The organism is Amycolatopsis acidiphila (assembly GCF_021391495.1).
Taxonomy (GTDB): Bacteria; Actinomycetota; Actinomycetes; order Mycobacteriales; family Pseudonocardiaceae; genus Amycolatopsis_E; species Amycolatopsis_E acidiphila.
In genome coordinates, this window is record NZ_CP090063.1 from 7,476,359 (window position 1) to 7,498,851 (window position 22,493).

Annotated in this window: 23 protein-coding genes; 11 read left to right on the forward strand and 12 right to left on the reverse strand. The window is 70.3% G+C overall.

Annotated elements, in window-relative coordinates; translation table 11 throughout:
• The first annotated feature begins 124 nt into the window (after positions 1-124).
• Both LWP59_RS36535 and LWP59_RS36540 read left to right on the forward strand, forming a co-directional pair.
• Complete coding sequence (locus LWP59_RS36535) at positions 125-1,117, forward strand: MurR/RpiR family transcriptional regulator (protein ID WP_229858412.1); 993 nt, start codon at positions 125-127, stop codon at positions 1,115-1,117.
• Positions 1,118-1,137: 20 nt separating this feature from the next.
• A complete protein-coding gene (locus LWP59_RS36540) occupies positions 1,138-2,067 on the forward strand; it encodes an N-acetylmuramic acid 6-phosphate etherase (RefSeq protein WP_144645898.1) in 930 nt (309 codons plus the stop codon).
• Between the two features lie 30 nt (positions 2,068-2,097).
• Here the strand turns inward: LWP59_RS36540 and LWP59_RS36545 are convergent, their stop codons facing one another.
• The gene (locus LWP59_RS36545; protein ID WP_144645885.1) at positions 2,098-2,823 is read right to left on the reverse strand and encodes a Fic family protein; all 726 of its coding nucleotides are present in this window, start codon (positions 2,821-2,823) and stop codon (positions 2,098-2,100) included.
• Positions 2,820-3,314, reverse strand: a complete 495-nt coding sequence (locus LWP59_RS36550; RefSeq protein ID WP_144645883.1) for a phosphoribosyltransferase — start codon at positions 3,312-3,314, stop codon at positions 2,820-2,822. Before LWP59_RS36550 ends, LWP59_RS36545 begins: the two co-directional genes overlap by 4 nt.
• A gap of 248 nt (positions 3,315-3,562) precedes the next feature.
• Between LWP59_RS36550 and acs the strand changes: the two genes are divergently transcribed.
• Positions 3,563-5,533: an acetate--CoA ligase gene (gene acs, locus LWP59_RS36555; protein ID WP_233921958.1), complete on the forward strand. Its 1,971-nt coding sequence runs from the start codon at positions 3,563-3,565 to the stop codon at positions 5,531-5,533.
• 63 nt (positions 5,534-5,596) lie between these two features.
• Here acs and LWP59_RS36560 read toward each other — a convergent pair whose 3' ends face one another.
• Positions 5,597-6,370 carry a choice-of-anchor P family protein gene (locus LWP59_RS36560; protein WP_144645741.1) on the reverse strand — a complete coding sequence of 258 codons (774 nt, stop codon included), beginning with the start codon at positions 6,368-6,370 and terminating at the stop codon, positions 5,597-5,599.
• A gap of 47 nt (positions 6,371-6,417) precedes the next feature.
• On the reverse strand, positions 6,418-7,215 hold the full coding sequence (locus LWP59_RS36565) for a L,D-transpeptidase (RefSeq protein ID WP_144645743.1): 798 nt from the start codon (positions 7,213-7,215) through the stop codon (positions 6,418-6,420).
• A gap of 434 nt (positions 7,216-7,649) precedes the next feature.
• On the opposite strand from LWP59_RS36565, the gene LWP59_RS36570 reads away from it, so the two are divergent.
• A complete protein-coding gene (locus LWP59_RS36570) occupies positions 7,650-8,087 on the forward strand; it encodes a DUF6319 family protein (protein WP_144645745.1) in 438 nt (145 codons plus the stop codon).
• A 410-nt stretch (positions 8,088-8,497) separates the two neighbouring features.
• Positions 8,498-9,226: a VIT1/CCC1 transporter family protein gene (locus tag LWP59_RS36575; protein WP_144645747.1), complete on the forward strand. Its 729-nt coding sequence runs from the start codon at positions 8,498-8,500 to the stop codon at positions 9,224-9,226.
• A gap of 54 nt (positions 9,227-9,280) precedes the next feature.
• On the opposite strand, the gene LWP59_RS36580 is transcribed toward LWP59_RS36575, so the two are convergent.
• The gene (locus LWP59_RS36580) at positions 9,281-10,738 is read right to left on the reverse strand and encodes a peptide MFS transporter (protein ID WP_144645748.1); all 1,458 of its coding nucleotides are present in this window, start codon (positions 10,736-10,738) and stop codon (positions 9,281-9,283) included.
• Between the two features lie 127 nt (positions 10,739-10,865).
• Between LWP59_RS36580 and nhaA the strand changes: the two genes are divergently transcribed.
• Genes nhaA through LWP59_RS36595 form a run of 3 tightly spaced genes read left to right on the forward strand, consistent with a single transcriptional unit; the run spans position 10,866 to position 13,557 of the window.
• The gene (nhaA, locus tag LWP59_RS36585) at positions 10,866-12,077 is read left to right on the forward strand and encodes a Na+/H+ antiporter NhaA (protein WP_373299703.1); all 1,212 of its coding nucleotides are present in this window, start codon (positions 10,866-10,868) and stop codon (positions 12,075-12,077) included.
• Between the two features lie 38 nt (positions 12,078-12,115).
• Complete coding sequence (locus LWP59_RS36590) at positions 12,116-12,601, forward strand: phage holin family protein (RefSeq protein ID WP_144645752.1); 486 nt, start codon at positions 12,116-12,118, stop codon at positions 12,599-12,601.
• Positions 12,602-12,615: 14 nt separating this feature from the next.
• On the forward strand, positions 12,616-13,557 hold the full coding sequence (locus LWP59_RS36595; protein WP_144645754.1) for an alpha/beta fold hydrolase: 942 nt from the start codon (positions 12,616-12,618) through the stop codon (positions 13,555-13,557).
• Between the two features lie 6 nt (positions 13,558-13,563).
• Here the strand turns inward: LWP59_RS36595 and LWP59_RS36600 are convergent, their stop codons facing one another.
• The 4 genes from LWP59_RS36600 to nth are packed head-to-tail and all read right to left on the reverse strand — an operon-like array spanning position 13,564 to position 16,707.
• A complete protein-coding gene (locus tag LWP59_RS36600) occupies positions 13,564-14,760 on the reverse strand; it encodes a MarP family serine protease (protein ID WP_144645756.1) in 1,197 nt (398 codons plus the stop codon).
• Positions 14,757-15,440: an NUDIX hydrolase gene (locus LWP59_RS36605; RefSeq protein ID WP_144645758.1), complete on the reverse strand. Its 684-nt coding sequence runs from the start codon at positions 15,438-15,440 to the stop codon at positions 14,757-14,759. Before LWP59_RS36605 ends, LWP59_RS36600 begins: the two co-directional genes overlap by 4 nt.
• Positions 15,437-16,027 (reverse strand): TlpA family protein disulfide reductase, encoded by a 591-nt coding sequence (locus LWP59_RS36610; protein ID WP_144645760.1) that lies wholly within the window; start codon positions 16,025-16,027, stop codon positions 15,437-15,439. The genes LWP59_RS36605 and LWP59_RS36610 overlap by 4 nt, the downstream gene beginning before the upstream one ends.
• The gene (nth, locus tag LWP59_RS36615) at positions 16,024-16,707 is read right to left on the reverse strand and encodes an endonuclease III (RefSeq protein ID WP_144645764.1); all 684 of its coding nucleotides are present in this window, start codon (positions 16,705-16,707) and stop codon (positions 16,024-16,026) included. The genes LWP59_RS36610 and nth overlap by 4 nt, the downstream gene beginning before the upstream one ends.
• A gap of 183 nt (positions 16,708-16,890) precedes the next feature.
• On the opposite strand from nth, the gene LWP59_RS36620 reads away from it, so the two are divergent.
• The 3 genes from LWP59_RS36620 (at position 16,891) to LWP59_RS36630 (ending at position 19,769) form a co-directional block, all read left to right on the forward strand.
• Positions 16,891-17,142: a hypothetical protein gene (locus LWP59_RS36620; protein ID WP_144645762.1), complete on the forward strand. Its 252-nt coding sequence runs from the start codon at positions 16,891-16,893 to the stop codon at positions 17,140-17,142.
• 211 nt (positions 17,143-17,353) lie between these two features.
• A complete protein-coding gene (locus LWP59_RS36625) occupies positions 17,354-18,028 on the forward strand; it encodes a Crp/Fnr family transcriptional regulator (RefSeq protein WP_091508361.1) in 675 nt (224 codons plus the stop codon).
• Positions 18,029-18,542: 514 nt separating this feature from the next.
• On the forward strand, positions 18,543-19,769 hold the full coding sequence (locus LWP59_RS36630; protein WP_144645679.1) for an MFS transporter: 1,227 nt from the start codon (positions 18,543-18,545) through the stop codon (positions 19,767-19,769).
• Here the strand turns inward: LWP59_RS36630 and LWP59_RS36635 are convergent.
• Genes LWP59_RS36635 through LWP59_RS36645 form a run of 3 tightly spaced genes read right to left on the reverse strand, consistent with a single transcriptional unit; the run spans position 19,766 to position 22,482 of the window.
• Complete coding sequence (locus LWP59_RS36635; protein WP_144645677.1) at positions 19,766-20,524, reverse strand: MBL fold metallo-hydrolase; 759 nt, start codon at positions 20,522-20,524, stop codon at positions 19,766-19,768. The two genes, LWP59_RS36630 and LWP59_RS36635, sit on opposite strands and share 4 nt — an antisense overlap.
• Positions 20,521-21,324 (reverse strand): NUDIX hydrolase, encoded by an 804-nt coding sequence (locus LWP59_RS36640; RefSeq protein ID WP_373299702.1) that lies wholly within the window; start codon positions 21,322-21,324, stop codon positions 20,521-20,523. Before LWP59_RS36640 ends, LWP59_RS36635 begins: the two co-directional genes overlap by 4 nt.
• Positions 21,325-21,345: 21 nt before the next feature.
• The gene (locus LWP59_RS36645; protein ID WP_144645675.1) at positions 21,346-22,482 is read right to left on the reverse strand and encodes a hypothetical protein; all 1,137 of its coding nucleotides are present in this window, start codon (positions 22,480-22,482) and stop codon (positions 21,346-21,348) included.
• Positions 22,483-22,493 lie beyond the last annotated feature (11 nt).

The following is a 22,493-nucleotide window of genomic DNA, read 5'->3' on the forward strand; positions in this document are numbered from 1 at the left end:
ACAAGTAGACGTTAACAACTTTGACCTGGTTGGCGACTTTCTGGGCAACTGAGTCAGCGCAGCTCGGACGTGCAGGGCGGACGAGTTGCGATCATCCCGAAGGATGTGGGTAGCCTTGTCGCAAATGCCTACGGTTAGTAACTTTCCCACGGCAACAGATACCGATTCCGTAACTGCTCCGGCACCGACGGAATCCGTTCCGGCCGTCAGAGAGTCCGATGCCAGCCCACTGGTGCGGATTCGCTCGCTGCTGCCCGGATTGGCGCGGGCGGAACAGCGCGTAGCCAAGGTCGTGCTCGACGACCCGTCGTCCGTCGCCCGGCGCAGCATCACCGAGGTGGCACTCTCCGCGAACACCAGCGAGACGACCGTCACCCGGTTCTGCAAGGCCGTCGGTGTTGGCGGCTACCCGCAGTTACGGATCGCGCTCGCCGCGGACACCGCACGGACCGAGGCGCGGTCCAGCCGCAACCTCGGCGGCGAGATCGGCCTGGACGACGACCTGGCCGCCGTCGTGGGCAAGGTGAGCTTCGCCGACGCCCGCGCGGTCGAGGAAACCGCCGACCAGCTCGACGTCGCGACGCTGGAGCGCGTGATCGCCCTGCTCGCCCAGGCCGGCCGGACCGACGTCTACGGCGTCGGCGCCAGCGCCTTCGTCGCCGCCGACCTGCAGCAGAAGCTGCACCGCATCGGCCGCATCTGCTTCTCCTGGTCCGACACGCACATCATGCTCACCTCGGCCGCCGTGCTCGGCCCCGGCGACGTCGCCATCGGCGTCTCGCACACCGGCGCGACGACGGACACCGTCGAGGCGCTGCGGGTCGCGCGTGAGCACGGCGCCAGCACGGTCGCGCTGACGAACTTCCCGCGCTCCCCGATCACCGAGGTCGCCGACCACGTGATCACCACGGCGGCGCGCGAGACCACCTTCCGGTCGGGCGCGACGGCGAGCCGGATCGCGCAGCTGACGGTCATCGACTGCCTGTTCATCGGCGTGGCCCAGCGCCACATGGAGTCGGCTTCCCAGGCGCTGGACGCCACCCGGGAGGCGGTCGGCACGCACCGGCTCGGGGTGCGGCCGGATGGCAGGAGGCGTCCCCGAGAAACCGGTAAGTGAGCGGAACTGAAATGAGGCGCATGATGGCGGTGCCGAGTCAGGTAGTGCACGTCGATTCCCCGACCGAGCAACGAAACCCCCGGACGACCGACATCGACCGCTTGCCGACCCTCGGCATCCTCGGCGTGATCAACGCGGAGGACCGCCGGGTGCCCGAAGCCGTCGGCGACGTGCTGCCCGAGATCGCCGCCGCGGTGGACTACGCGGTGGAGGCGCTGCGGGACGGGCACCGGGTGCACTACGTCGGCGCAGGCACCTCCGGGCGTCTGGCCGTCCTCGACGCCGCCGAACTCGTGCCGACCTACAACGTGCCCGACGACTGGTTCGTGGCACACCACGCGGGCGGCGCACAGGCGTTGCAGAAGGCCGTCGAGAACGCGGAGGACGACGCCAAGGGCGGCGCGGCTGAGCTTTCGGCCGCGGTCGAGCCGGGCGACTTCGTCCTCGGCCTGACCGCGTCCGGGCGCACTCCGTACGTCCTCGGCGCACTGCTCGCCGCGAGCCGCAAGGGCGCGCACACTGGTCTCATCTCGGGCAATCCGCGCGCGATGCGGCCGGCCGGGGTTGACGTGCTCATCGCCGTCGACACCGGGCCGGAGGTCATCGCCGGGTCCACCCGGATGAAGGCGGGCACCGCGCAGAAGACGATCCTCACGGCGTTCTCGACAGCCACGATGATCAAGCTCGGCCGCACCTACTCCAACCTGATGGTCAGCATGCGCGCCACGAACGCGAAGCTGCGCGGGCGGACGCTGCGCATCCTCAGTGAGGCGACCGGCGCGACCGACCAGGAGTGCGCCGACGCGCTCGCCGAGGCCGACGGTGACCTCAAGGTGGCGCTGGTGCACCTGCTGTGCGGAGTGGACGCACACACCGCGGCGGCCATGCTCGCGGCGAACGGTGGGCACGTGCGGGACGCCGTGAACGCCTGCGCGGCCTGCTCGGCGTAGCAGCACGCGCCGGCTGGCGGGGGTGGGCCGTCAGCCGGCAGCTTCGGCGATGCCGCGCGCTTCCCGCGCGCCCTTCTCCATCGCGTCGCAGCAGAACAGCAGCCAGCTGCGCACGCCTTCCGGTTCGCCCGTGGCGAAAGCCTCGGCGACCTCGCGGTACTGCGCGATCCGGCGCAGGCTGGCGACCTCGGGGACGGTCAGCGACTTCGGGTCCGTTCCCGTGGCGACCATCGTCAGCCGGGCTGCCGCCCGCGCCACGACTCCGTCAGCGGAGCCGAAGGGGCGCAGGGACAGCAACTCGCCGTGCACGACGGCGGCCTGCAACGGGCCCGGGACGGACGTCGCACCGGTGACCAGCTGCGCCAGCAGCTCCAGGCGGGCGCCGGTTCCGTTGCGGGGGCGGCCCAACGCGTCGGCGTCCGCGACCAGGTCGGCCGCGGCCAGGACGTGCATGCGGGCGAGGGCCTGCGCCGGGGCGCGACGCCAGGTCGGCAACAGGGACTCCAGCGATTCCGCGACGCGCAGTGCGCCGGCGAGCACGGGGTCCTTGACCGCGGCGTCGGCCGGGATCTCGGGGTCCGCGCCGTCGATCGCCGCCGAGGCGCGGGCGGCACGGACGGAGGCTTCGGCTGCGGTCGCCGAGCCGCCGCGCAGGTTGGCCGGATGGCGGTGCACCGCGAAGACCGCGTCCTGTGCGGACTTCACCGCGGCGGCGACGCCATCGAGTTCGAGCAGCGGGGCGAGCGGATCAGTCATGCGTCCAGCACCTGTCCCGCTCGCTGGACCACCGGCGGCTGGGCCGACCAGGCGAAGTTGATCCACTTGTCGGTCCGCCGCCACACGTATTCGCACGAGACCTTCGAGTGCGGCTTCTCGTAGACCACCGCGCACCGCACTTCGGCCACGTGCTCGGCGCAGAAGTCCCGCACCAGCTTCAGGGTGGCACCGGTGTCGGCGACGTCGTCCGCGACGAGCACCTTCGCACCCGCGAGGTCCACCGCGTTGGGCACCGGCGGCAGCACCACCGGCAGGTCGAGACGCTGGTCCACGCCCGTGTAGAACTCCACGTTCATCACGTGCAGGTTCTTCACGTCGAGCGCGTAGCCCAGCGCACCGGCGACGAACAGGCCGCCACGCGCGATGGACAGGATCAGGTCGGGCTCGTACCCGCTGTCCGCGATCATCCGCGCCAGCTCCCTGCTGGCCGAACCGAACAACTCCCAGGTGAGCTCTTCCCGCTCAGCCATTCGCCCTCCTCCGGACCACCGAGTACCGCGAGCATATGTGGCGCGGAAGTGGCCTCGTCCAGTACTCCGAAAGCAGCAGTCGGAAGAGGCCACTCGCCTGTCCGGGCGTGCAAGGATGAAAAAGAATCAGTACATAAGGACCAGGTCGCGAGGCCAGTGTGGCTACGCCCTTTCGCGCTGCGTACAAACGTCGCTACCGTGCTTGCGGCGTATGCCACAGATTCAGAAACTTCAGGAGGCCGTGCACCATGACCGAGCAGTCCCCCGGGTTGTCCAATCTGCTCACCGAGAACCGGACATTCCCGCCGAGCGCCGAATTCGCCCGCCAGGCGAACGCGACCGCTGAGTGGTACGAGCGGGCTGACTCCGATCGTGAGGCGTTTTGGGCGGAGCAGGCGGAGCGGTTGTCGTGGGATACGAAGTGGTCGCGGGTGGTGGATTGGTCGGGTGCGCCGTTCGCGAAGTGGTTCGTGGGTGGCAAGTTGAATGTGGCTTATAACTGTGTGGATCGGCATGTGGAGGCCGGGCACGGGGAGCAGGTCGCGATCCATTGGGTGGGTGAGCCCGGGGATACCCGCGATATCACCTATGGCGAGTTGAAGGACGAGGTGTCCCGGGCGGCGAATGCGTTGTTGTCGTTGGGGGTGGGTGCGGGGGATCGGGTGGCGATCCAGTTGCAGATGATCCCGGAGGCGATCATCGCGATGTTGGCGTGTGCCCGGATCGGTGCGTTGCATTCGGTGGTGTTCGGCGGGTTTTCCCCGACGGCGTTGCGTTCGCGGGTGGATGACGCCGAGGCGAAGGTGGTGATCACCTCGGATGGGCAGTACCGGCGGGGGAAGGCCGCCCCGATGAAGGCCAACGTCGATGAGGCCCTGGAGGGGGCGGCGTCGGTGCAGAAGGTGGTGGTGGTGCGCCGCACCGGCCAGGAGGTGCCGATGGCCGAGGGCCGGGATGTGTGGTGGCACGAGCTGGTGGGGGCGGCCTCGAGTGAGCACACGCCGGAGGCGTTCGACGCGGAGCACCCGTTGTTCATCCTCTACACCAGTGGTACCACCGGGAAACCGAAGGGGATCCTGCACACCTCGGGTGGTTATCTGACCCAGACGGCCTATACCCATCACGTGGTGTTCGATCACAAGCCGGGTCAGGACGTGTACTGGTGCACCGCGGATATCGGGTGGGTGACGGGGCATTCCTACATCGTGTACGGGCCGTTGGCCAACCGGGTGACGCAGGTGGTGTACGAGGGCACCCCGAACACCCCGCACGAGGGGCGGCACTGGGAGATCATCCAGAACTACAAGGTGTCGATCTACTACACCGCCCCCACCCTGATCCGCACGTTCATGAAGTGGGGCGATGACATCCCCGCCAAGTACGACCTCTCCAGCCTGCGGGTGCTGGGCAGCGTCGGGGAGCCGATCAACCCGGAGGCGTGGATGTGGTACCGCGAACACATCGGCGCGGGCAAGGCCCCGGTCGTGGACACCTGGTGGCAGACCGAGACCGGGGCGATCATGATCTCCCCGCTGCCCGGGGTGACCGCGACCAAACCGGGCTCGGCGCAGACCGCGTTGCCGGGGATCTCCGCGATCGTGGTCGACGACGCCGGGAAGGAGGTGCCCCCGGGCGGGGGCGGCTATCTGGTGCTGGACAAGCCGTGGCCCTCGATGCTGCGCGGGATCTGGGGCGATGAGGAACGGTTCAAGGAAACCTACTGGTCGCGTTTCGCCGAGGCGGGCTACTACTTCGCCGGGGACGGCGCGAAATACGACAACGACGGCGACATCTGGCTGCTCGGGCGGGTGGATGACGTGATGAACGTGTCCGGGCACCGCATCTCCACCACCGAGGTCGAGTCCGCGCTGGTGTCACACCCCACCGTCGCCGAAGCCGCCGTGGTCGGTGCCTCCGACGACACCACCGGCCAGGGCATCGTCGCGTTCGTCATCCTGCGCGGCAACGCCGTCGACGGCGGTGAGGAAGCCGTGCAGGAACTGCGCAACCACGTCGCCAAGGAAATCGGGCCCATCGCCAAACCCCGCCAGATCATGGTCGTGCCCGAACTACCCAAAACCCGCTCCGGCAAAATCATGCGCCGCCTCCTGCGCGACGTCGCCGAAAACCGCCAGATCGGCGACGTCACCACCCTCGCCGACTCCAGCGTCATGGACCTCATCTCGTCCGGGCTGAAGTCGGGCAAGGGCGAGGAATAACGGCCTGACCGACGGAAAAGGCCCACCTTCCAGCCGGAAGGTGGGCCTCTTCGCCGGATGGACTCAGCCGGTCACGTCGAGGTGGGCCTTGACCGGGGTCGGCGTCGGGGCCTTGCCGTTGGGCAGGGGCTTGTCGCCGGCCGGGGCCGAATTGCCGTTGGACGGCGAGGCGCTCGGCTTGCTCGGCTTCGTCGGCTTGCTCGTCGTCGGCTGCGACGTCGGGGTGTCGCCGCCCCCGTTGTCGTCATCGCCGGGCGCGCAGGTGGCCGACGCGAGGTCGATCTTCTGGATGCCGTCGACGTTGATCGACACGGCGGTCACGGTGACGGACCCGTCCTTGTGCGTGACCTGCTTGTTCAGCTCGACCGACAGCACGCCGGGCACCTTGACCGCGGTGTTCGGCGGCACCGCGACGTCCAGCTTGACGTCACCGATCTTCGCCTTGGCCAGCGAGGACGACGCCTTGCCGTTGCCGCACTGCGCCTCGACCGCGGACGCGGTCAGCAGCGGCCTGCCCACGCCGAGGCCCACCTTCAGGTCGGCGATGCTGGCGCGGGCGGAGCCGGCACCGGCCTGGGCGTTGAGCAGGCGCAGGTCGACCAGATTGGCCGGCAGCTGCAGCCTGGCGACGGACTCCTGCGAGTAGCCGTCCGAATCGTCGACCAAGGGGGTCGGCTTGATCGTGAGCAGGCCGGACGCGGAGATCGCGAACGCGGAGTTCACGTCCGAACCGCCGGTGTGCGTCGTCGCGCCCGCGGTGGGAGCGAGAACGGTGCCCGCTACGAGCAGGGCCGACAACGCGCCGATGCCTCCGGCAACGGCCTTCTTCCTGGACAACTTATGGTCACCTTTCTCCAGAATTGATTTTCGGGGTGCCCGGCGGCTCATGTGATGTTCACGATGGTGCCGAGCGGCAATTTCACGAGCTGGTCCAGAGCGTCCTGCGGAACACGAATGCAGCCGTCGCTGTTCGCCTTTCCGACGAAACTGTCGTTCGGCCACGTGTGCAGTCCGACGGTGCCCGGTCCGCCGCCGAAGGTCTCGAGCGAATCGGAGTGATAGCTCAACGGCAGCACAATGGGGCTGTAGGTGTTCTTGGTCTCTTCGATCGAGGCGATGATGTAGGCGCGACCCGCCGGCGTCGGGTGTTCCGGCTTCCCGGTTCCGATCGTCCACGAGCCGGTGGCCTTGCCGTTCTCCAGGATCTGGAGTTTGAAGGTCGCGCGATCGACGGTGATGGCGTAGTCGTTCTGCGCCGTTTCCGCCGCACCATCGGGCACGTGCACCCAGCCCGCGGAGGCGTTCGGCCTCGTCGGCAGGAGCACCTCGGCCCACTCGGCCTGCTCGCCCACCACGGGCACCCAGGTCGGGGAGCCCATCTGGATGCTGGGCAGCTTCGCGATCGGCTTTCCGCCGACGGCGTCGTAGACGACCAGATCGCTGCTCGGGTGCAGCACCTTGCCCGCCGTCGCGCCGGCGCCCGCCTGCGGGTCGGTCGGCGCACCGGTGACGGTGCCGAAGGTGCTCGCCTCGGGCAACTGCGTCAGGTCCTCCTGGCTCACCGCGACCGGCGTGACATCCGAAGAATCATTTCCGGAACACGCGCCGGTCAGCAGTGCCAGCGCCGAAACGGCGGCGACCACAAACGACTTCCGGGCGCGCGAAAGCGCACTTTTCTGCATCTACCAATCCTCAGGACTGCGAACACGAAATCACCGGGCCGTGCCTCCCCGAGGACACGCGACAGCACAGGTGCGGCTGGCACCCAATTGCTATCAGCACTCGTTCCGGTGATCAACTATCGGGGTAACGCGGGCCGAGTCCGGGACCTGCGGAGATGTCGCATTTCCCGAGTTCGGCGAAAAGCAGGGGATACACCCGATCGGGTACACATGTGTAACGCAGGCGATCACGTCCACTCGGTCAGGCGATCCGGCTTGCTCACCCTGTTGGGTGATGGCGGACACCATAGCGACTCTGGGCAAACGGCGCATCCCGGGTAGGTCGTTCGCTGCCGACAAGGCACAATCGGGCAGCACGACCCGGTGTTCCCAAAGTCGAACACGTGTTCTAGGATCTTGGCGTCGTACCCCACGAAGAGGGAGACCGCACCCGCATGAGCTTGGACACCACCACCGCCCCGCAGGAGCAGGCGACCGACGAGGAGGCCGCCGAGACCGGCGCCGCCCCTGTCGCGGAGAAGGCGGCCGATGCCGCCACGGCTCCGGCCGAAGAGGACGCGAAGCCCAAGCGTGGCCGTCCGAAGGGCGCTGCCGCCCGCAAGACCCGCACCGTCGAGCTCACGCTCACCGTCACCGGCTCCGCCGATGGCGACTGGCAGGCGGAGCTGAAGCACGGCAGCACCTGGGTCGCCCGCGGCCTGGCGATCTCGGCTGCGGCAGTCTCCCGCGCGGCCAAGGAGCTGCACGGCGACCTGTCGACCCCGATCGACGAGGTCATCAACGAGGCCCGCGAACAGCAGAAGGCCAAGGTCGCCCAGCTCGAGGCCGAACTGGAGCAGGCGAAGCAGGCGCTCGCCGAGCTCGACGCCTGACCTTCCCCAACGGCAGGACGGCTGGACGGCGCCGGCCCGGGCGATCAAGTCCGGGCGGCCGGAAGGCCGGGGTAGGCCCCGAGGTGGCTGCAAGAAGGCCGCTCAGCCCGAGGGCAGGGCGATCGCGGCCCAGCCGCGCAAGCCCGGGCGGGCGGCTGAAGAACCCGGCCGGGCAACGAGACTCGCCGGGGATGGATGTCCACTCGATCAGGCATCCGTCCCCGGCGTTCTGTTTTTGTCCCCCTCAAGCTGTACCGCGTCGTCGACCAGCAGGACGTGCGCGAAGGGCCGACCGGCCAGACTCGCCGGCGAATTGCCGCGGGAATTGACTTAGGATAGCCGAAACTAACTGAGGCGAGCCTTTTCCGGGCACTCAAACAATAACATTCATCCTGTGTTTCAATAATGGGGTGACGGAAACACAGGACGCCACTTCGGCACACTCCCACGAGCCGCACCACGAGGGCCTCGGCAACAGGCTGAACTGGCTGCGCGCCGGCGTTCTCGGGGCCAACGACGGGATCGTGTCGGTGGCGGGCATCGTCGTCGGTGTCGCGGGCGCGACCACCGACCGCACCGCGGTGCTGATCGCCGGAATTGCCGGGCTGGTCGCGGGCGCCCTTTCCATGGCAGGCGGTGAATACGTCTCGGTCAGCACCCAGCGCGACACCGAACGCGCGATGTTGCGGCTGGAAAAGGAAGAACTGGCGACCATGCCGGAGGCCGAGGAACAGGAACTGGCCGAAATCTACGAGGACAAGGGGCTCTCCCCGGAGCTCGCGGCCCAGGTGGCCCGTGAGCTGACCGAGAAGGACGCGCTGCAGGCCCACGCCGAGGTCGAGCTCGGCATCGACCCCGACGAGCTCACCAGCCCCTGGCAGGCGGCCGGGGCGTCGCTGCTCTCGTTCTCGATCGGCGCACTGCTGCCGCTGCTCGCGATCGCGCTGCCGCCACTGTCGTGGCGGGTTTGGGCGTGCGTCATCGCCGTCGTCGCCGGGCTGTTCCTCACCGGTTACGTCAGCGCCCGTCTCGGCAACGCGCGGGCGCGCCGAGCGGTCCTGCGCAACGTCGGGGTCGGGCTGCTGACGATGCTCGTCACCTACTACGTCGGCGCGTTGTTCGACGTCGCCGCGCACTGACCCGGCGCGCTTGGTCCACGGCACGAGAGCATCCTCGCCGGCCGCGTCAGGAGCTCACCGCACCCCGGACATCAGCTTGCGCACGAACGGGCTGATCAGCGCCAGCAGCACACCGATCACGACGGCGACCGCGCCGAGGATCCCGAAGTACGGCGCCTCGTTGTCGGGGCTGTAGTACTCCGCCAGCGAGCCGGACAGCGCGGTGCCCAGCGAGACCGACAGGAAGAACAGCGCGACCATCTGCGTGCGGAACGCCTCGGGCGCGAGCTTCGTCGACAGCGACAGGCCGACCGGCGAGAGCATCAGCTCCGCGAGCGTGAACACGAGCAGGATGCCGACCAGGCCAAGCAGCGGCGCGCTGTTCGGCCCGCCCCCCGCCATCGGCAGGAACAGCAGGAACGCGACACCCATGATGCCGGTGCCGAGCGCGAACTTGATGGGCGTCGACGGCTGGCGCTGCGCGAGCTTGGTCCACACCAGCGCGAACACCGGCGCGAGCACGATGATGAAGACCGGGTTGATCGACTGCACCCAGGACACGGGCATCTCCCAGCCGAACAGGTTCCGGTCCAGCCGCTTGTCCGAGTAGACCTCGACGACGGTGAACTGCTGCTGGTAGAGCGCCCAGAACGCGGCACTGGCGATGAACATCGGGATGAACGAGAGCACCCGCTTGCGCTCCACCGCCGTGACCTTGCGACTGGCCAGAATGACCGCGAAGTAGATCACCGCCGCGATGGCGACGATCCACACGACGACGTCGGAGAGGTTCGCCGCGGTCACCACGCCGGTCAGCAGCGCGACCACGACGGCGGCGACCACCACGGCGAGCACACCCGCGGCATGCGGCCGGTTCGCGGCCGGCAGCGGGTTCGGCACCTCGCGCGCCGAGGCAGGCAGGTTCCGGCGGCCCAGGGTGTACTGGACCAGGCCGAGAGCCATCCCGACGGCGGCGAGCCCGAACCCGAGGTGGAAGCCGACGGTGCTCTGCGCGAGTCCGGTGAGCAGCGGCCCGACGAACGCGCCGAGGTTGATGCCCATGTAGAACAGGCTGAACCCGCCGTCGCGCCGCTCGTCGTGCTCCCCGTAGAGGGTGCCGACGACCGAGGTCGCGTTGCCCTTGAGCCCGCCGCTGCCGAGCGCGACGCACACGAGGCCGACGCCGACCCCGGTGTAGCCGGGCAGCAGCGCGAGCGCGATGTGCCCGATCATGATCAGCACGGCGCTGTAGAACAGGGTGCGCTCGGCGCCGAGCAGCCGGTCGGCGACCCAGGCGCCGACGATCGTCGACAGGTAGACGAGCCCGCCGTAGGCACCCACGATGCTGGTGGCGGTGGCCTCCGGCATCGCGAGCCCGCCCTGGGCGACGGAGTAGTACAGGTAGATGGGCAGGATGCCCAGCATCCCGTAGTAGGAGAAGCGCTCCCACATCTCGACGCCGAACAGGTTCGCGAGCCCGAGTGGGTGCCCGAAGAACCTGGTGTCCGGTTTGCCCTCGGTGGAGGTGGCCATCGCCGACGCGTCCTTTGTGGTCTAGACATTGTTGGCGATTCACATACTAAAACGCTCGTACTGTTGCCCCGCAGGTGGCAGGTAGAGTGCCAGGAGGTGCGCCGGGAAGTCTGGTCGGCAAGACTCGATCGACCGACCCCGGGAGCCGTTCGTGCCGAAACCTCGCGTCGTCCAGGAATTCGCCCGCTACCTGCGGACCGAGACCACCGGCGGGATCATCCTGCTCGCCACGACGGCGGTCGCCCTGCTGTGGGCCAACTCACCGCTGGGTGACGCCTACCGCGCCCTCCGTGACTTCCACCTCGGCCCGCACTTCCTGCACCTTGACCTGTCGGTCGGCGACTGGGCGAAGGACGGGCTGCTCGCGTTGTTCTTCTTCGTCGCGGGACTGGAGCTCAAGCGCGAGCTCGTCATCGGCGAGCTGTCCCGGTTCAAGCAGGCGGTACTGCCGATCGTCGCCGCGCTCGGCGGGATGGTCGTGCCCGCGTTGCTCGCGCTCGGCGTCGCGTGGGGGACGCCGGGGATCGACCGCGCCTGGGCCATCCCGGTGGCGACGGACATCGCGTTCGCACTCGGTGTGCTGGCGCTGACCGGCTCGAACCTGCCCAGCAGCGCGCGGGTGTTCCTGCTCTCGCTCGCGGTGGTCGACGACCTGGGGGCGATCGTGCTGATCGCCGTGCTGTTCACCACCGGTTTCAACCTCGTGGCGGCGGCCGTCGCCGTGGTCGCGCTCGCCCTCTACGCCTGGCTACAGCATCGGCGCGTGCGCACACCCTGGCTGTACGTCCCGCTCGCCGTCGTCGTGTGGTGCAGCGTGCACACGACCGGCATACACGCGACGATCGCCGGGGTGGCCCTGGGTCTGCTGACCCGGGTCCGCCCCGACCCGGGCGAGGAGGAGGCGCCGGCGCTCCGGCTCGAGCACCGGCTGCAGCCGTGGTCGGCCGCGGTGGCGGTGCCGGTGTTCGCACTGTTCGCCGCCGGCATCGAGATCGACGGCCGGTCGCTGGCCGAGGTCTTCACCACCGCGCTCCCGCTCGCGGTGCTCGCCGGTCTCGTCGTCGGCAAGGCGGTGGGCATTCTCGGCGCGTCCGCGCTGGCCGTCTCGCTGGGGATCGCCGAACGCCCGCAGGGCACCGGCTGGCGCGACCTGGCCGCGTTGTCGCTGCTCGGCGGGGTCGGGTTCACGGTGAGCCTGTTGATCTCCGAGCTCGCGCTGCCCGGCGCGGCCGGCGATCGCGCCAAGGCCGCGGTGCTGGTGGCCTCGGCGATCGCGTCGCTCGGCGCGGCCGTATTGCTGCTCCGGCGCAACAAAGTACACGGCGCGCGGGAGGACTGACCGAGCCTCGCCGGCCGACACATGGCACGATGACCCCCGTGAGCAGCCAGGAGCACGAACACAACGGCCCAGACGGCCTCGGGGCCGTGCCCTACATCCCCTTGTCGAGCGACGACGGCGCCGACGCGACGAACGGTCAGTCCATCGGCAGCCTCGTCAGCCAGGCCACGCAGCACCTCTCGACACTGGTGCGCGCCGAGGTCGAGCTGGCCAAGTCGGAGGTCGCGGGCGAGGTCAAGAAGGGCATCAAGGGCAGCGTCTTCTTCGTCATCGCCGGCGTGGTCGCGCTCTACAGCTCGTTCTTCTTCTTTTTCTTCCTCGGCGAGCTGCTCTCGGAGTGGCTCAAACGCTGGGCCGCGTTCCTCATCGTGTTCGGCCTGATGCTGCTGGTCGCCGGGTTCTTCGGCTTCCTCGGGTTCCGCAAGCTCAAGAAGCTGCGCGCACCCGAACGCACGATCACCAGCGTCAAGGACACCGCCGCGGCGCTCAAGCCCCGGCGGGAGGCCGTCCCCGAGCACGGCTGAGCACTCCCGACCCCGTGCAGCCGCCCGATCCGTCGACCGTCCGGATTGACGGCCCGTGGACGCACCACGACGTGTCCGCCAACGGCATCCGGCTGCACGTCGCCGAGGCCGGCAGCGGGCCGATGGTCCTGCTGCTGCACGGGTTCGCCGAGTTCTGGTGGGCGTGGCGGCACCAGCTGGTGTCCCTCGCCGACGCCGGGTTCCGGGTGGTCGCCGCGGACCTGCGCGGCTACGGCGACTCGGACAAGCCGCCGCGCGGCTACGACGCGTGGACCCTCGCCGGTGACGTCGTCGGCCTGGTCCGCGCGCTCGGCGAACGCCGGGCGCACCTCGTCGGGCACGCGTGGGGCGGCATGCTCGCCTGGACGGCGGCCGCACTGCACCCGCGGCTGGTCACGTCCGTGAGCGTGCTCGGCGGCGCGCATCCCCTGGCCTTCCGGGCGGGCGTGGGCGGCACCGCGCTACGGCGCAAGCAGCGCAGCCAGACCCGCGCGATGGGACACCTGTTCCGCTTCCAGGTGCCGATCGCGCCCGAGCGCAGGCTGGTCGCCAACGACGGGGCGTTCGTGGAACAGCTCGTCCGCGCCTGGTCCGGTCCGCAGTGGACCCACGCGGAGGACTTCGCCGAGACCGTGCGCACCTTCCGGCAGGCGATGCTCATCCCCGGCGTCGCGCACAGCGCGCTGGAGTACTACCGCTGGGCGTTCCGCGCCCAGTTCCGCGGCGAAGGCCGCCGTTTCACGAGCGCCGTCGGCACCCGGGTGAGCGTGCCCGTGCTGCAGATCCACGGCGAAGCCGATCGGTGCGTGCTCATCGAGACCGCGCGCGAGTCCGCGCCGTGGCAGGGCCCGTACTCCCGGTTCGAATCGCTCGCCGACGTGGGGCACTTTCCGCATCTGGAAGACCCGGCGCGGACCGACAAGGCGCTGCTCGGGTTCCTGACCAGCCGCTCGTAGGCGGGCTCAGGCGGCGCAGGAACCGGTGCTGACCCGTGCGCTCAGCGCCGGCGCCTCCTCGATCACCGAGCTGACCTGCTTGGTGGTGAGGGTGAACCCGGTGTCGGCGTCCTCGACCGAGGCACCGAACACGACGCCGACCACCTCGCCCGACGGCGTCACCAGCGGGCCACCGGAGTTGCCGCTGCGGACCTGCGCACGCACCGTGAACACGTCCCGTCGCACGGTGCGCGAGTCGTAGATGTCCGGGCCCTGCAGGGTGATCTCGTTGCGGATGCGGCCCGCCGTCGCGGTGTACGGGCCGTCGAGCGGGTAGCCGAGCACGATCGTGCTGTCACCCGCCCGTCCCGAGGTCGGCGAGATGGTCAGCGGGGTGGCCTGCAGCCGCGGCACGGCCAGCACCGCGATGTCGACCTCGGGGTCGAAGTACACGACGCGCGCGGGCAGCCTGCCCTGCGACGTCTCGACCGCCGTCTCGTCCGTGCCGGCCACCACGTGCGCGTTCGTCATCACGCGCTGCGGCGCGATCACGAACCCACTGCCCTCCAGCGCCCGCGAGCACGACGACGCGGTGCCGCGGATCTTCAGCACGCTGCCACGCAACTGCTGCACGACCGTGCTGCTCTGCAGGCTCGTGTCCGGCGGCGCGGTCTCGTTGATCTGCGTCTTCTGGAACGGATCCACAATGGAGGGGAAGCCGGAGACGTCGAGCAGTTTGCGCAGGTCCGCGGGCAGCCCCTCGGCCGCCGCGGGCATCGCCTTGTCGACCGCGCCGAGCACGGCCGAGTTGTTGATCGCCTTGGCCAGCCCGGGCAGCGCGGCGACGCCGGTGAGCGGCACCGCGATCAGCCAGGCCACGACGAACACCACGACGCCCTGCACGATCGCGCCCAGGGTCTGGTCGATGCCGCTGAGCTTGTCGGTGTTGATCCGGCTCTTGACCGCGTGCTTGATCCGGCGCCCGACCCACACCCCGAGCGTCTCGCCGAGCGCGACCAGGAACACCACGGTCGCGACGGCGAAGGCGACCTTGGCCGCGGGGTTGGCGAACAGGTCGACCACCAGCGGCGCGACGCGGATGCCCAGCACCGCCCCGCCGACCACGCCGACCAGCGCGGGCAGCGCGATCACGGCCCCCTGGCGCGCGCCGGAGATGGCGGCGAGCAGCGCCAGCACGACCACGAGGACGTCGACCCAGTTCATCGTGTCTCCCATTCGTGCTCGCGCAGTGCCGCCTCGAGGTCGCGGACGTCGCCGCGGTCCCAGTCGCGCTCCCATCCGCCCAGGGAGAGCAGCACCGAAAGCAGCCCGGCGGTGAAGCCCCAGACGAACATGCCGTCCACGGCGAACGCCGGTCCCTTGTAGTCGGTGCCTGGACGCCGTACCTGGAAGCGGTTGCCCGGATCGGCCAGGTCGCTCAGCGCCACTCTCGCCACCGCCGCGGTCTCGCCCGCGTCGACGGCGTGCACCGGCGAGGGAGTCTGCCAGTGCGCGAGCACCGGTGTCACGGCGAACCGCGAAACCGGCACGAACAACTCGGGCAACACGGCCACCGGGCGCACTCCGGCCGGGTCGACGCCTGTCTCTTCTTCCGCTTCGCGCAAAGCCGTGCCGACCACGCCGTCGTCACCGTCCTCGGCGCCGCCGCCGGGAAAGGCGACCTGGCCGGCGTGCGAGCCGAGCGTGTCGGCTCGACGCAGCAGCAGCACGTCCGGGCCACTCGGACCTTCGCCCATGAGGATGAGCACGGCCGCGGAGCGGGAGTAGGAGTTCTGCGGCGGGGAGAACCGCGTAAACGCACTCGAGTCGAGCTCGCCGCTGATCTCGACCAGCGGGCGCAGCCAGGCGGGGACGGAGCCCGCGTCGACGAGCGGACCGTTCACGAACCACTCTCCACGGCTGTGCGCACGGCGTCAGGGTTGCCGAAGACAGGTGGGTTCCGGATGAAATGCACCTGTCCGTCCGGCGTGACCAGGTAGGACGCGGGCAGCGCGGACACCTTGAGCGCGGAGCGTGCCGGGCCGGTGCCGCCTTCGCCGTCGAAGACGCTCGGCAGGTGCACGCCGAGCTTCGTCAGCAGGGCGAGGCCGTCGGCCTGCGAGCTGGCGGCCTGCACGAGGAGGACCTGCGCGGCACCCGGTTGCCTGGCGTAGGCGGCCAGCACCGGCAGCTCCGTCTTGCAGGGCTCGCACCAGGTCGCCCAGACGTTGACCAGGGTGGTGTGACCGGCCAGCGCGGTCCCGAGGTCGAGCTGCGCGCCGTCGCCGAGGCACTGCGAGGTGACGCCCTCGAGCTGCGCGACCTCGCCGGTGCCGCGGGGACACGGTGCCAGCGCGGCCGCGGCGCGGGGCGCCGACAGGTCGGGCGCGGCGGTGTTCTGCGTCGGCGCGTCGTCCCGGGGCAGGACCGCGATGATCACGCCGATGATCAGCACACCCACGGCCAGTGCCCATTTCGTCGCGGTGGTCACCGGTGTTCCACCATCGCCAGGATGTGGTCGCGTTCCGGGCCCTTGACCAGCTTCGCCGCCTCGTCGAACTCGGTCGGGCCGGCGCCGAACGACGGGCAGTCCTTCGCCAGCGGGCAGGCGCCACAGGCGGGTTTGCGGGCGTGGCAGACGCGACGGCCGTGGAAGATCACCCGGTGCGAGAGCATCGTCCAGTCCTTGCGCGGGATCAGCTCGCCGATGGCGTGCTCGACCTTGACCGGGTCCTCTTCGGACGTCCAGCCCCAGCGGCGCACGAGCCGCCCGAAGTGGGTGTCGACGGTGATGCCGGGGAGGTCGAAGGCGTTGCCGAGCACGACGTTCGCGGTCTTGCGGCCGACGCCGGGCAGGGTGACCAGCTCGTCGAGCTTGTTCGGCACCTCACCGCCGTAGCGCTCCACCAGCGCGGCGCCCAGGCCGAGGATCGAGTTCGCCTTCGCCCGGAAGAACCCGGTCGGGCGCAGCAGCTCCTCCAGCTCCGCGCGGTCGGCGGCGGCGTAGTCGGCGGCCGTCTTGTACCGGGCGAACACGGCGGGCGTGACCTCGTTCACCCGGACGTCGGTGGTCTGCGCGGAAAGCACCACCGCGACCAGCAGTTCGAGCGGGTTGGTGAAGTCGAGCTCGGCGCGCGCGTCGGGAAACTCCTCGGCGAGGCAACGCAGCATGCGGCGCGCGCGTCTCACCAGAGCAAGCCGGCTTTCCCCTTCACCCTTCCGGGGTGCGTAACGAACAGCGGGTGGCACCCCGATAGCCTACGGAAGGCACCACGGGTCCTTCCCGGTGGCCGATATGCCGTAGCAGAGGCCTGGCGCAGGAACCGAGCCAACACAAGCGAGGATCTGAAGTCGATGACCGTCTGGTTCGTAGTAGCCGTGCCCCTCGTGATGATGTTCTTCGCCCTGGCCATGGAGCGCGTCGAGAGCCGCCTCAAGCACGTCGCCGTGCAGGAGGAAGAGGTCGAGGAGTTCCTCGAGCAGGCCCGGCCGAACGAGGTCAGGGCGCTCTACGGGCACGGGATCGGGCGCGCGCTGGAGCTGTTCCGGCTGCGCAGGCTCGGTGGCAGGGCGGCCAAACTGAGGTCGCGGCGGGCCCGCGGCTGAGCCCCTACTGCCACCACCCTCGGGCAAGGACTTTACTGGCGGGTTAGGCTGCCTCTTCGGACGAGATCGTTACGCCCTTTCGTGGGCGTCTACAGCCTGCCCAGCGGCGAGCCGTGCAGCGATCTCGCCCGAACGGCCTAGACTGCACGCAAGTGATCGGCGACACGTCCCCGCCCGGGGACGGAAGTCGCCACCGACGAGGAGGCACGAGGTGGACGAGACCCTGGCCCGGGCGGGCATCTTCCAGGGGGTGGAACCGGCCGCGGCCGAGGCGCTCGCGCAGACCTTGGAGACCGTTGAGTTCCCCCGGGGTCACGTGATCTTCACCGAGGGCGAGCCGGGCGACAAGCTGTACATCATCCTGTCCGGCAAGGTCAAGATCGGTCGCAAGTCCCCGGACGGCAGGGAGAACCTGCTGTGGATCGCCGGGCCGTCGGACATGTTCGGCGAGCTGTCGATCTTCGACCCGGGGCCGCGCACGTCGAGTGCCACCACGGTGACCGAGGTCCGTGCGGTGACGATGGACAGGCCGTCCCTGCGCAAGTGGATCTCGACCCGGCCGGAGATCGCCGAGCAGCTGCTGCGGGTGATCGCCCGCCGGCTGCGCCGGACGAACAACATGGTCGCGGAGCTGATCTTCACGGACGTGCCGGGCCGGGTGGCGCGGGCGCTGCTGCAGCTGGCGCAGCGGTTCGGCAGCCAGGAGGCGGGCATCCTGCGGGTCACGCACGACCTCACCCAGGAGGAGATCGCGCAGTACGTGGGTGCGAGCCGCGAGACCGTCAACAAGGCGCTCGCCGACTTCGCCCACCGCGGTTGGCTCCGCCTGGAAGGCAAGTCCGTCCTGATCCTCGACCCAGAACGCCTAGCCCGCCGCGCCCGCTAACCCCGACACCAACGCGGCCACCTCCGCCCGCCCCCAACAACGGTGACCCGGCGAACCCCCCGGCACCGCGCCGGGGGGTCCAGGGGGGCGAAGCCCTCCCTGGCGGGGGTCTGGGGGTTCGACCCCCAGGACAAGACACCGGAGTGCTCCGGCGAACGCGTCAGCGCGAGCAGGGGCACTCCTAAACGAAGGGCCGGGCGCCACCCCCGACGTGGCGCACCGGCCCTTCGCTGTGCGCGGGCCATCCCCCGACGGACCGCGCTCCCCGCCCTCCGGAATTTAGGCCCCGACCCGAGCCCGGAGGGAGTTTTTCTGTTGTGTCAACCATGCCACGGCCCCCACCCCGAAATTCAAGGCCGTTCACCCCCAAGGACGCCACCGTGGCCGGTTCGTTGCGCTGGACCCGGAAAAATCCGCGCACCGTTATCCAACCGAGACATCGGCGCCCGAACGGTGAGCGAAGTCGCCCCAAATAATTGGTACCGGCGTACCAGAGTGCGGCATACTGATACCCATGTCCCAATCCGTCTCTCTCGCCGACTACCGCGCCGCCCTCACCACGCCCGGCTCGGGCCGCCCGCTGGCGGCCTCGCTGCTGGCGCGCCTGCCGATCGCGATGATCGGCCTGTCGGCGCTGCTCTACGTGCAGCAGGAGACCGGATCCTTCGCCACCGCGGGTCTCGTCTCGGCGGGCTCGCTGGTCGGCGTGTCGGTCGGCTCGATCATCCAGGGCCGGCTGATCGACCGCCTCGGCCCGACGCGCCCACTGCTCATCGTGGTCGCCTTCTTCGCGGTCGCGATGGCCGCCCTGGCCTTCGCCATCGAGGCGCACGCCGCGACGCCCGTGCTCGTGCTGCTCGGCGGCGGCATCGGCATCACCGAGCCGATGGTCGGCTCCGCTTCGCGTGCGCTGTGGGGGCGGCTCGTCGCCGCGGACTCCGCGAAGAACGCCGCCTTCTCCTACGAGGCGATCAGCATGGAGGTGTTCTTCATCCTCGGCCCCGGGCTGGCCGGACTGCTGGTCGCGGCGCCGTGGCCGGGCACCGGCATGATCGCGGGCGGCGTCTGCATGATCGTCGGCGCGACGCTGTTCGCGCTCAGCCCCGCCGTCCGCGCCTGGGGTCCGGCGCCGACCGCGCACCGGCCGCTGCTCGGCGCGCTCGCCGGGCCCGGCATGCGCACGCTGGCGCTCGCCGCGCTCGGCTTCGGCGTGGTCATCGGCTTCGTCGAGGTCGCCGTGCCCGCGGCGGCGACGGAGGCCGGGCAGCCCGCCCTGAGCGGTGTCCTGCTGTCGGCCTGGTCGGTCAGCTCGGTCGCGTTCGGCATCGCCTACAGCCTGCGCCCCTGGCCGCGCCGGATGTCGCTGCGGCTGCCCGCGCTGCTCGCCGCGTTCGGCCTGCTCGTGGCGCTGCTCGCATGGCCGTCGACCCTGTGGGGCCTGGCGCTGGCCATGCTCCTGGCCGGGGCGGTGATCACCCCGCAGTCCGCGACGCATTCGGCCGCGATCGAGCTCGTCGCCCCCGAGGGCACCGCGGCGGAGGCGTTCGGCTGGGTACTCACGGCTGTCACGCTCGGGCTGGCGTTCGGGCAGTCCGTGAGCGGTTACCTGGTGGAGCACGCCGGCCCGGCGGCGTCGTTCCTCGCGGCCAGCGCTGCCGCACTGGTGATCGCCGTGCTGGTCTGGCTGCTGCGCGCCACCGTGCGCCGGCCCGAGCCTGCCCGCGAAGCCGCCCTGGTCTAGCCGCGCAGGTACTCCAGCTGCGCACGGACGCTGTGCTCGGCGGGAGCCCACAGCGCCTGGTCGACGTCCGCGTAGACGTGTTCGACGATCTGGCGCGGGGTGGCGTTCTCGCCGAGCACCTCCAGTGCCGCGCGCACCTGGTCCAGCCGCTGCTCACGGTGGTCGAGGTACTCCTGAGCGGTCGTCTTCAGCTCGGCGAGCTCCGGCCCGTGCCCGGGCAGCCCGCTCAGTCCCGCGGGCAGTTCGAGCAACCGCCGCAGCGAACGCAGGTACGCCCCGAGATCGGCCAGGACCGTGGTGCCGCGACCGAGGATCGTGTCGCCGGTCAGCACGTGGTCGCCGAACCGGAAGCAGACCGAGTCCTCGGTGTGCCCCGGCGTGTGCAGGACCTCCAGCTCGAGCCCGGCGGCCGAGATCGTTTCACCGTCGACAAAGGACTCAACGCCGCCGCACAGTGCCGGGTCGAACGCACGCACCGGCGCCCCTACCCGCTCGGCCAGCCAGGGTCCGCCCTCGCTGTGGTCGGCGTGGTGGTGGGTGAGCAGGATCAACGCGACCCGCCCGGCCTCGGCGAGCTTCGGCAGGTGGTCCAGGTCGTGATACCCGGGGTCGACGATGACGCACTCGTCGGCGCCGGGCGCCCGCAGCACCCAGCTGTTGGTGCCCTCCAGCGTCATCGAGGACGGGTTGTTCTCCAGCAGCACCGAGGCGACCGGCGACACCTGCCGGAACTCGCCGTACGCGGGATGCGTCATTCGTCCCCCATGATCACGCGGATGTGGTCGCCGTCGCGGATGATCGTCGGGAGGATCGTCTTGATCTTCCGATCCACCGCGAGCACCTCGTCCGTGGAGCTGAACCGGGTGAGCTCGCTCAACGTGTGCCAGGTGGGCGGCATGAGAGTGCTGCGCCCGGCCTCGGCGTCGGCGAGGGCGTCCTGCGGGCGCTGCCAGGCCGATGACTCGGCCTCGGTGGTCTCGCCGTCGGCGTGCTGCCCGGAAGGCAGTACGGCGACGTAGAAGCGGGCGTCGTACCGGCGCTTCTCCTGAACGGGGGTGATCCAGTGGGCCCAGGGCCGCAACAGGTCCGCACGCAGGGTCAGCCCGGCGTCGGCCAGGAAGGCCGCGAGCGAGAGTTCGCGCGACTCGAGCGCCTGCCGCGCTTCGGCGTAGCGGGCCGCGTCGGCGACCACGGCGTCCTCGGTACCGGCCAGGAGCACGCCGGACTCCTCGAACGTCTCCCGCACCGCCGCGCACACCAGCGCGCGGGCGACCGGTTCCGTCCCGCCGAACCACGCCGCCCAGTCCGCCGCCGGCGGACCGGCCCAGCTCACCGAGGCGTCCGCGTCCCGCTTGTCGACCCCGCCGCCGGGGAAGACCGTCATCCCCGCGGCGAAGGCCATCGCGGCCACCCGCCGCTGCAGGAAGACCTCCATGCCCTGCTCGGTGTCGCGGAGCAGGATCACGGTGGCGGCGTCCCGCGGCACGGCGGGGTTCTCCGGCGGCGTGTCGGTGAAAGATATGCCGTCCGGCAGTTCAAAACTAAGTTGAGGCACGCTAAGGAACTTACGCGGCGGTCAGGCCCCGGAAAACCCGTCGACCCAGCGCGGGTTGTCCTCGCCGCCCGAACCGTTGGTCCGGACCTTCGACGCCTCCGACCGCTCCCGCTCGGCCAGCTCGGCATGGAGCTCACGGAGCAGCTGGCGGTCGCGCTCGGACAGCTGCGGGTCGTTGAGGTCCAGCTCCGGGATCTCGACGACCTCACCGGGCCCGATGATCGCGGACGCGATCGCCCTGCCCTTCTCCGGGTCCTCGGCCAGCGCCGCCCGCAGCTGGGCGACCTCGGCCGAGCTGAGGTCCGTGGTGGCCTCCACCCGTGCCTCCGGCGGCTCCTCGCGAGGGCCGAACTTGTGCCCGGGCCCCTTCGGCGGCTCGGGGACGGGTGCCGCGGCCGGGGCCGGTTCGGGTTCCTCGTCCTTCGCGTCGGCGGCGACGTGCCGGCCCGACTTCTCCTGGGCGACGGCCGAGGCCTTCGCCGGAGCCGGCCTGCTCGGCCGGTCGGCCGTCGTGGAACCACTGGCCAGCCACACGGCGACGGCCGAGTCGAAGGCCTGGTCGTGATAGCGGGTGCGGTCGGCGCCGGGACCCGAGACCTCGACGACCGACCGGATGCCCGCGCGGCGCAGTGCCGCGTCGACCCGGTAGGCGGCCGCGGGCGGGTTGCCCTCGGGGCCGATCTCGACCAGCACCACCCGCTGCGGCAGCGGACCGGGCACGCTGCCGGCGGGTGTGTTGCGCCACACCGCGTGCACCGAGCGCAGGTCCGGCAGCACCTGCAGGGTGCGGTCCAGCGCGTCCGCGATCCCGCGTTCGGGCTGGTTGTCCCCGGTGAAGTGGTGCAGCACGCCGTTGTCGGCCTCGGCGTCGTTGACCGTCAGGTGGTCGGCGAGCGTCGCGTCGGAACGGCTCAGCTCGAGCACCAGCCCGAGCTCATGCTGCTCGGACTCGCGCACCGGCAGCCTGCCCGCGATCAACGCGCCCGTGGTCAGCTCGGCGGCCTCGTCCAGCCGCGCTCGCGCGGTCAGCTCACGTGCTTCGGAAAGCGCACTGTCGTCCAGCCGTCCGGCCAGCGCGAGCAGCAGGTTGTGCAGCCGCAACGGAACCGCGAACCCGTCGGTTCCCAGTCCTGCGGCGTCACTGTGGACCTCCACGATTCTCCTCCCAG

Coding starts and splice junctions, on each gene's coding strand:
- LWP59_RS36535 (WP_229858412.1), top strand. CDS start 125: ATGCCTACGGTTAGTAACTTTCCCACGGCAACAGATACCGATTCCGTA.
- LWP59_RS36540 (WP_144645898.1), top strand. CDS start 1,138: ATGATGGCGGTGCCGAGTCAGGTAGTGCACGTCGATTCCCCGACCGAG.
- LWP59_RS36545 (WP_144645885.1), bottom strand. CDS start 2,823: ATGACTGATCCGCTCGCCCCGCTGCTCGAACTCGATGGCGTCGCCGCC.
- LWP59_RS36550 (WP_144645883.1), bottom strand. CDS start 3,314: ATGGCTGAGCGGGAAGAGCTCACCTGGGAGTTGTTCGGTTCGGCCAGC.
- acs (WP_233921958.1), top strand. CDS start 3,563: ATGACCGAGCAGTCCCCCGGGTTGTCCAATCTGCTCACCGAGAACCGG.
- LWP59_RS36565 (WP_144645743.1), bottom strand. CDS start 7,215: ATGCAGAAAAGTGCGCTTTCGCGCGCCCGGAAGTCGTTTGTGGTCGCC.
- LWP59_RS36570 (WP_144645745.1), top strand. CDS start 7,650: ATGAGCTTGGACACCACCACCGCCCCGCAGGAGCAGGCGACCGACGAG.
- LWP59_RS36580 (WP_144645748.1), bottom strand. CDS start 10,738: ATGGCCACCTCCACCGAGGGCAAACCGGACACCAGGTTCTTCGGGCAC.
- LWP59_RS36600 (WP_144645756.1), bottom strand. CDS start 14,760: ATGAACTGGGTCGACGTCCTCGTGGTCGTGCTGGCGCTGCTCGCCGCC.
- nth (WP_144645764.1), bottom strand. CDS start 16,707: ATGCTGCGTTGCCTCGCCGAGGAGTTTCCCGACGCGCGCGCCGAGCTC.
- LWP59_RS36620 (WP_144645762.1), top strand. CDS start 16,891: ATGACCGTCTGGTTCGTAGTAGCCGTGCCCCTCGTGATGATGTTCTTC.
- LWP59_RS36630 (WP_144645679.1), top strand. CDS start 18,543: ATGTCCCAATCCGTCTCTCTCGCCGACTACCGCGCCGCCCTCACCACG.
- LWP59_RS36635 (WP_144645677.1), bottom strand. CDS start 20,524: ATGACGCATCCCGCGTACGGCGAGTTCCGGCAGGTGTCGCCGGTCGCC.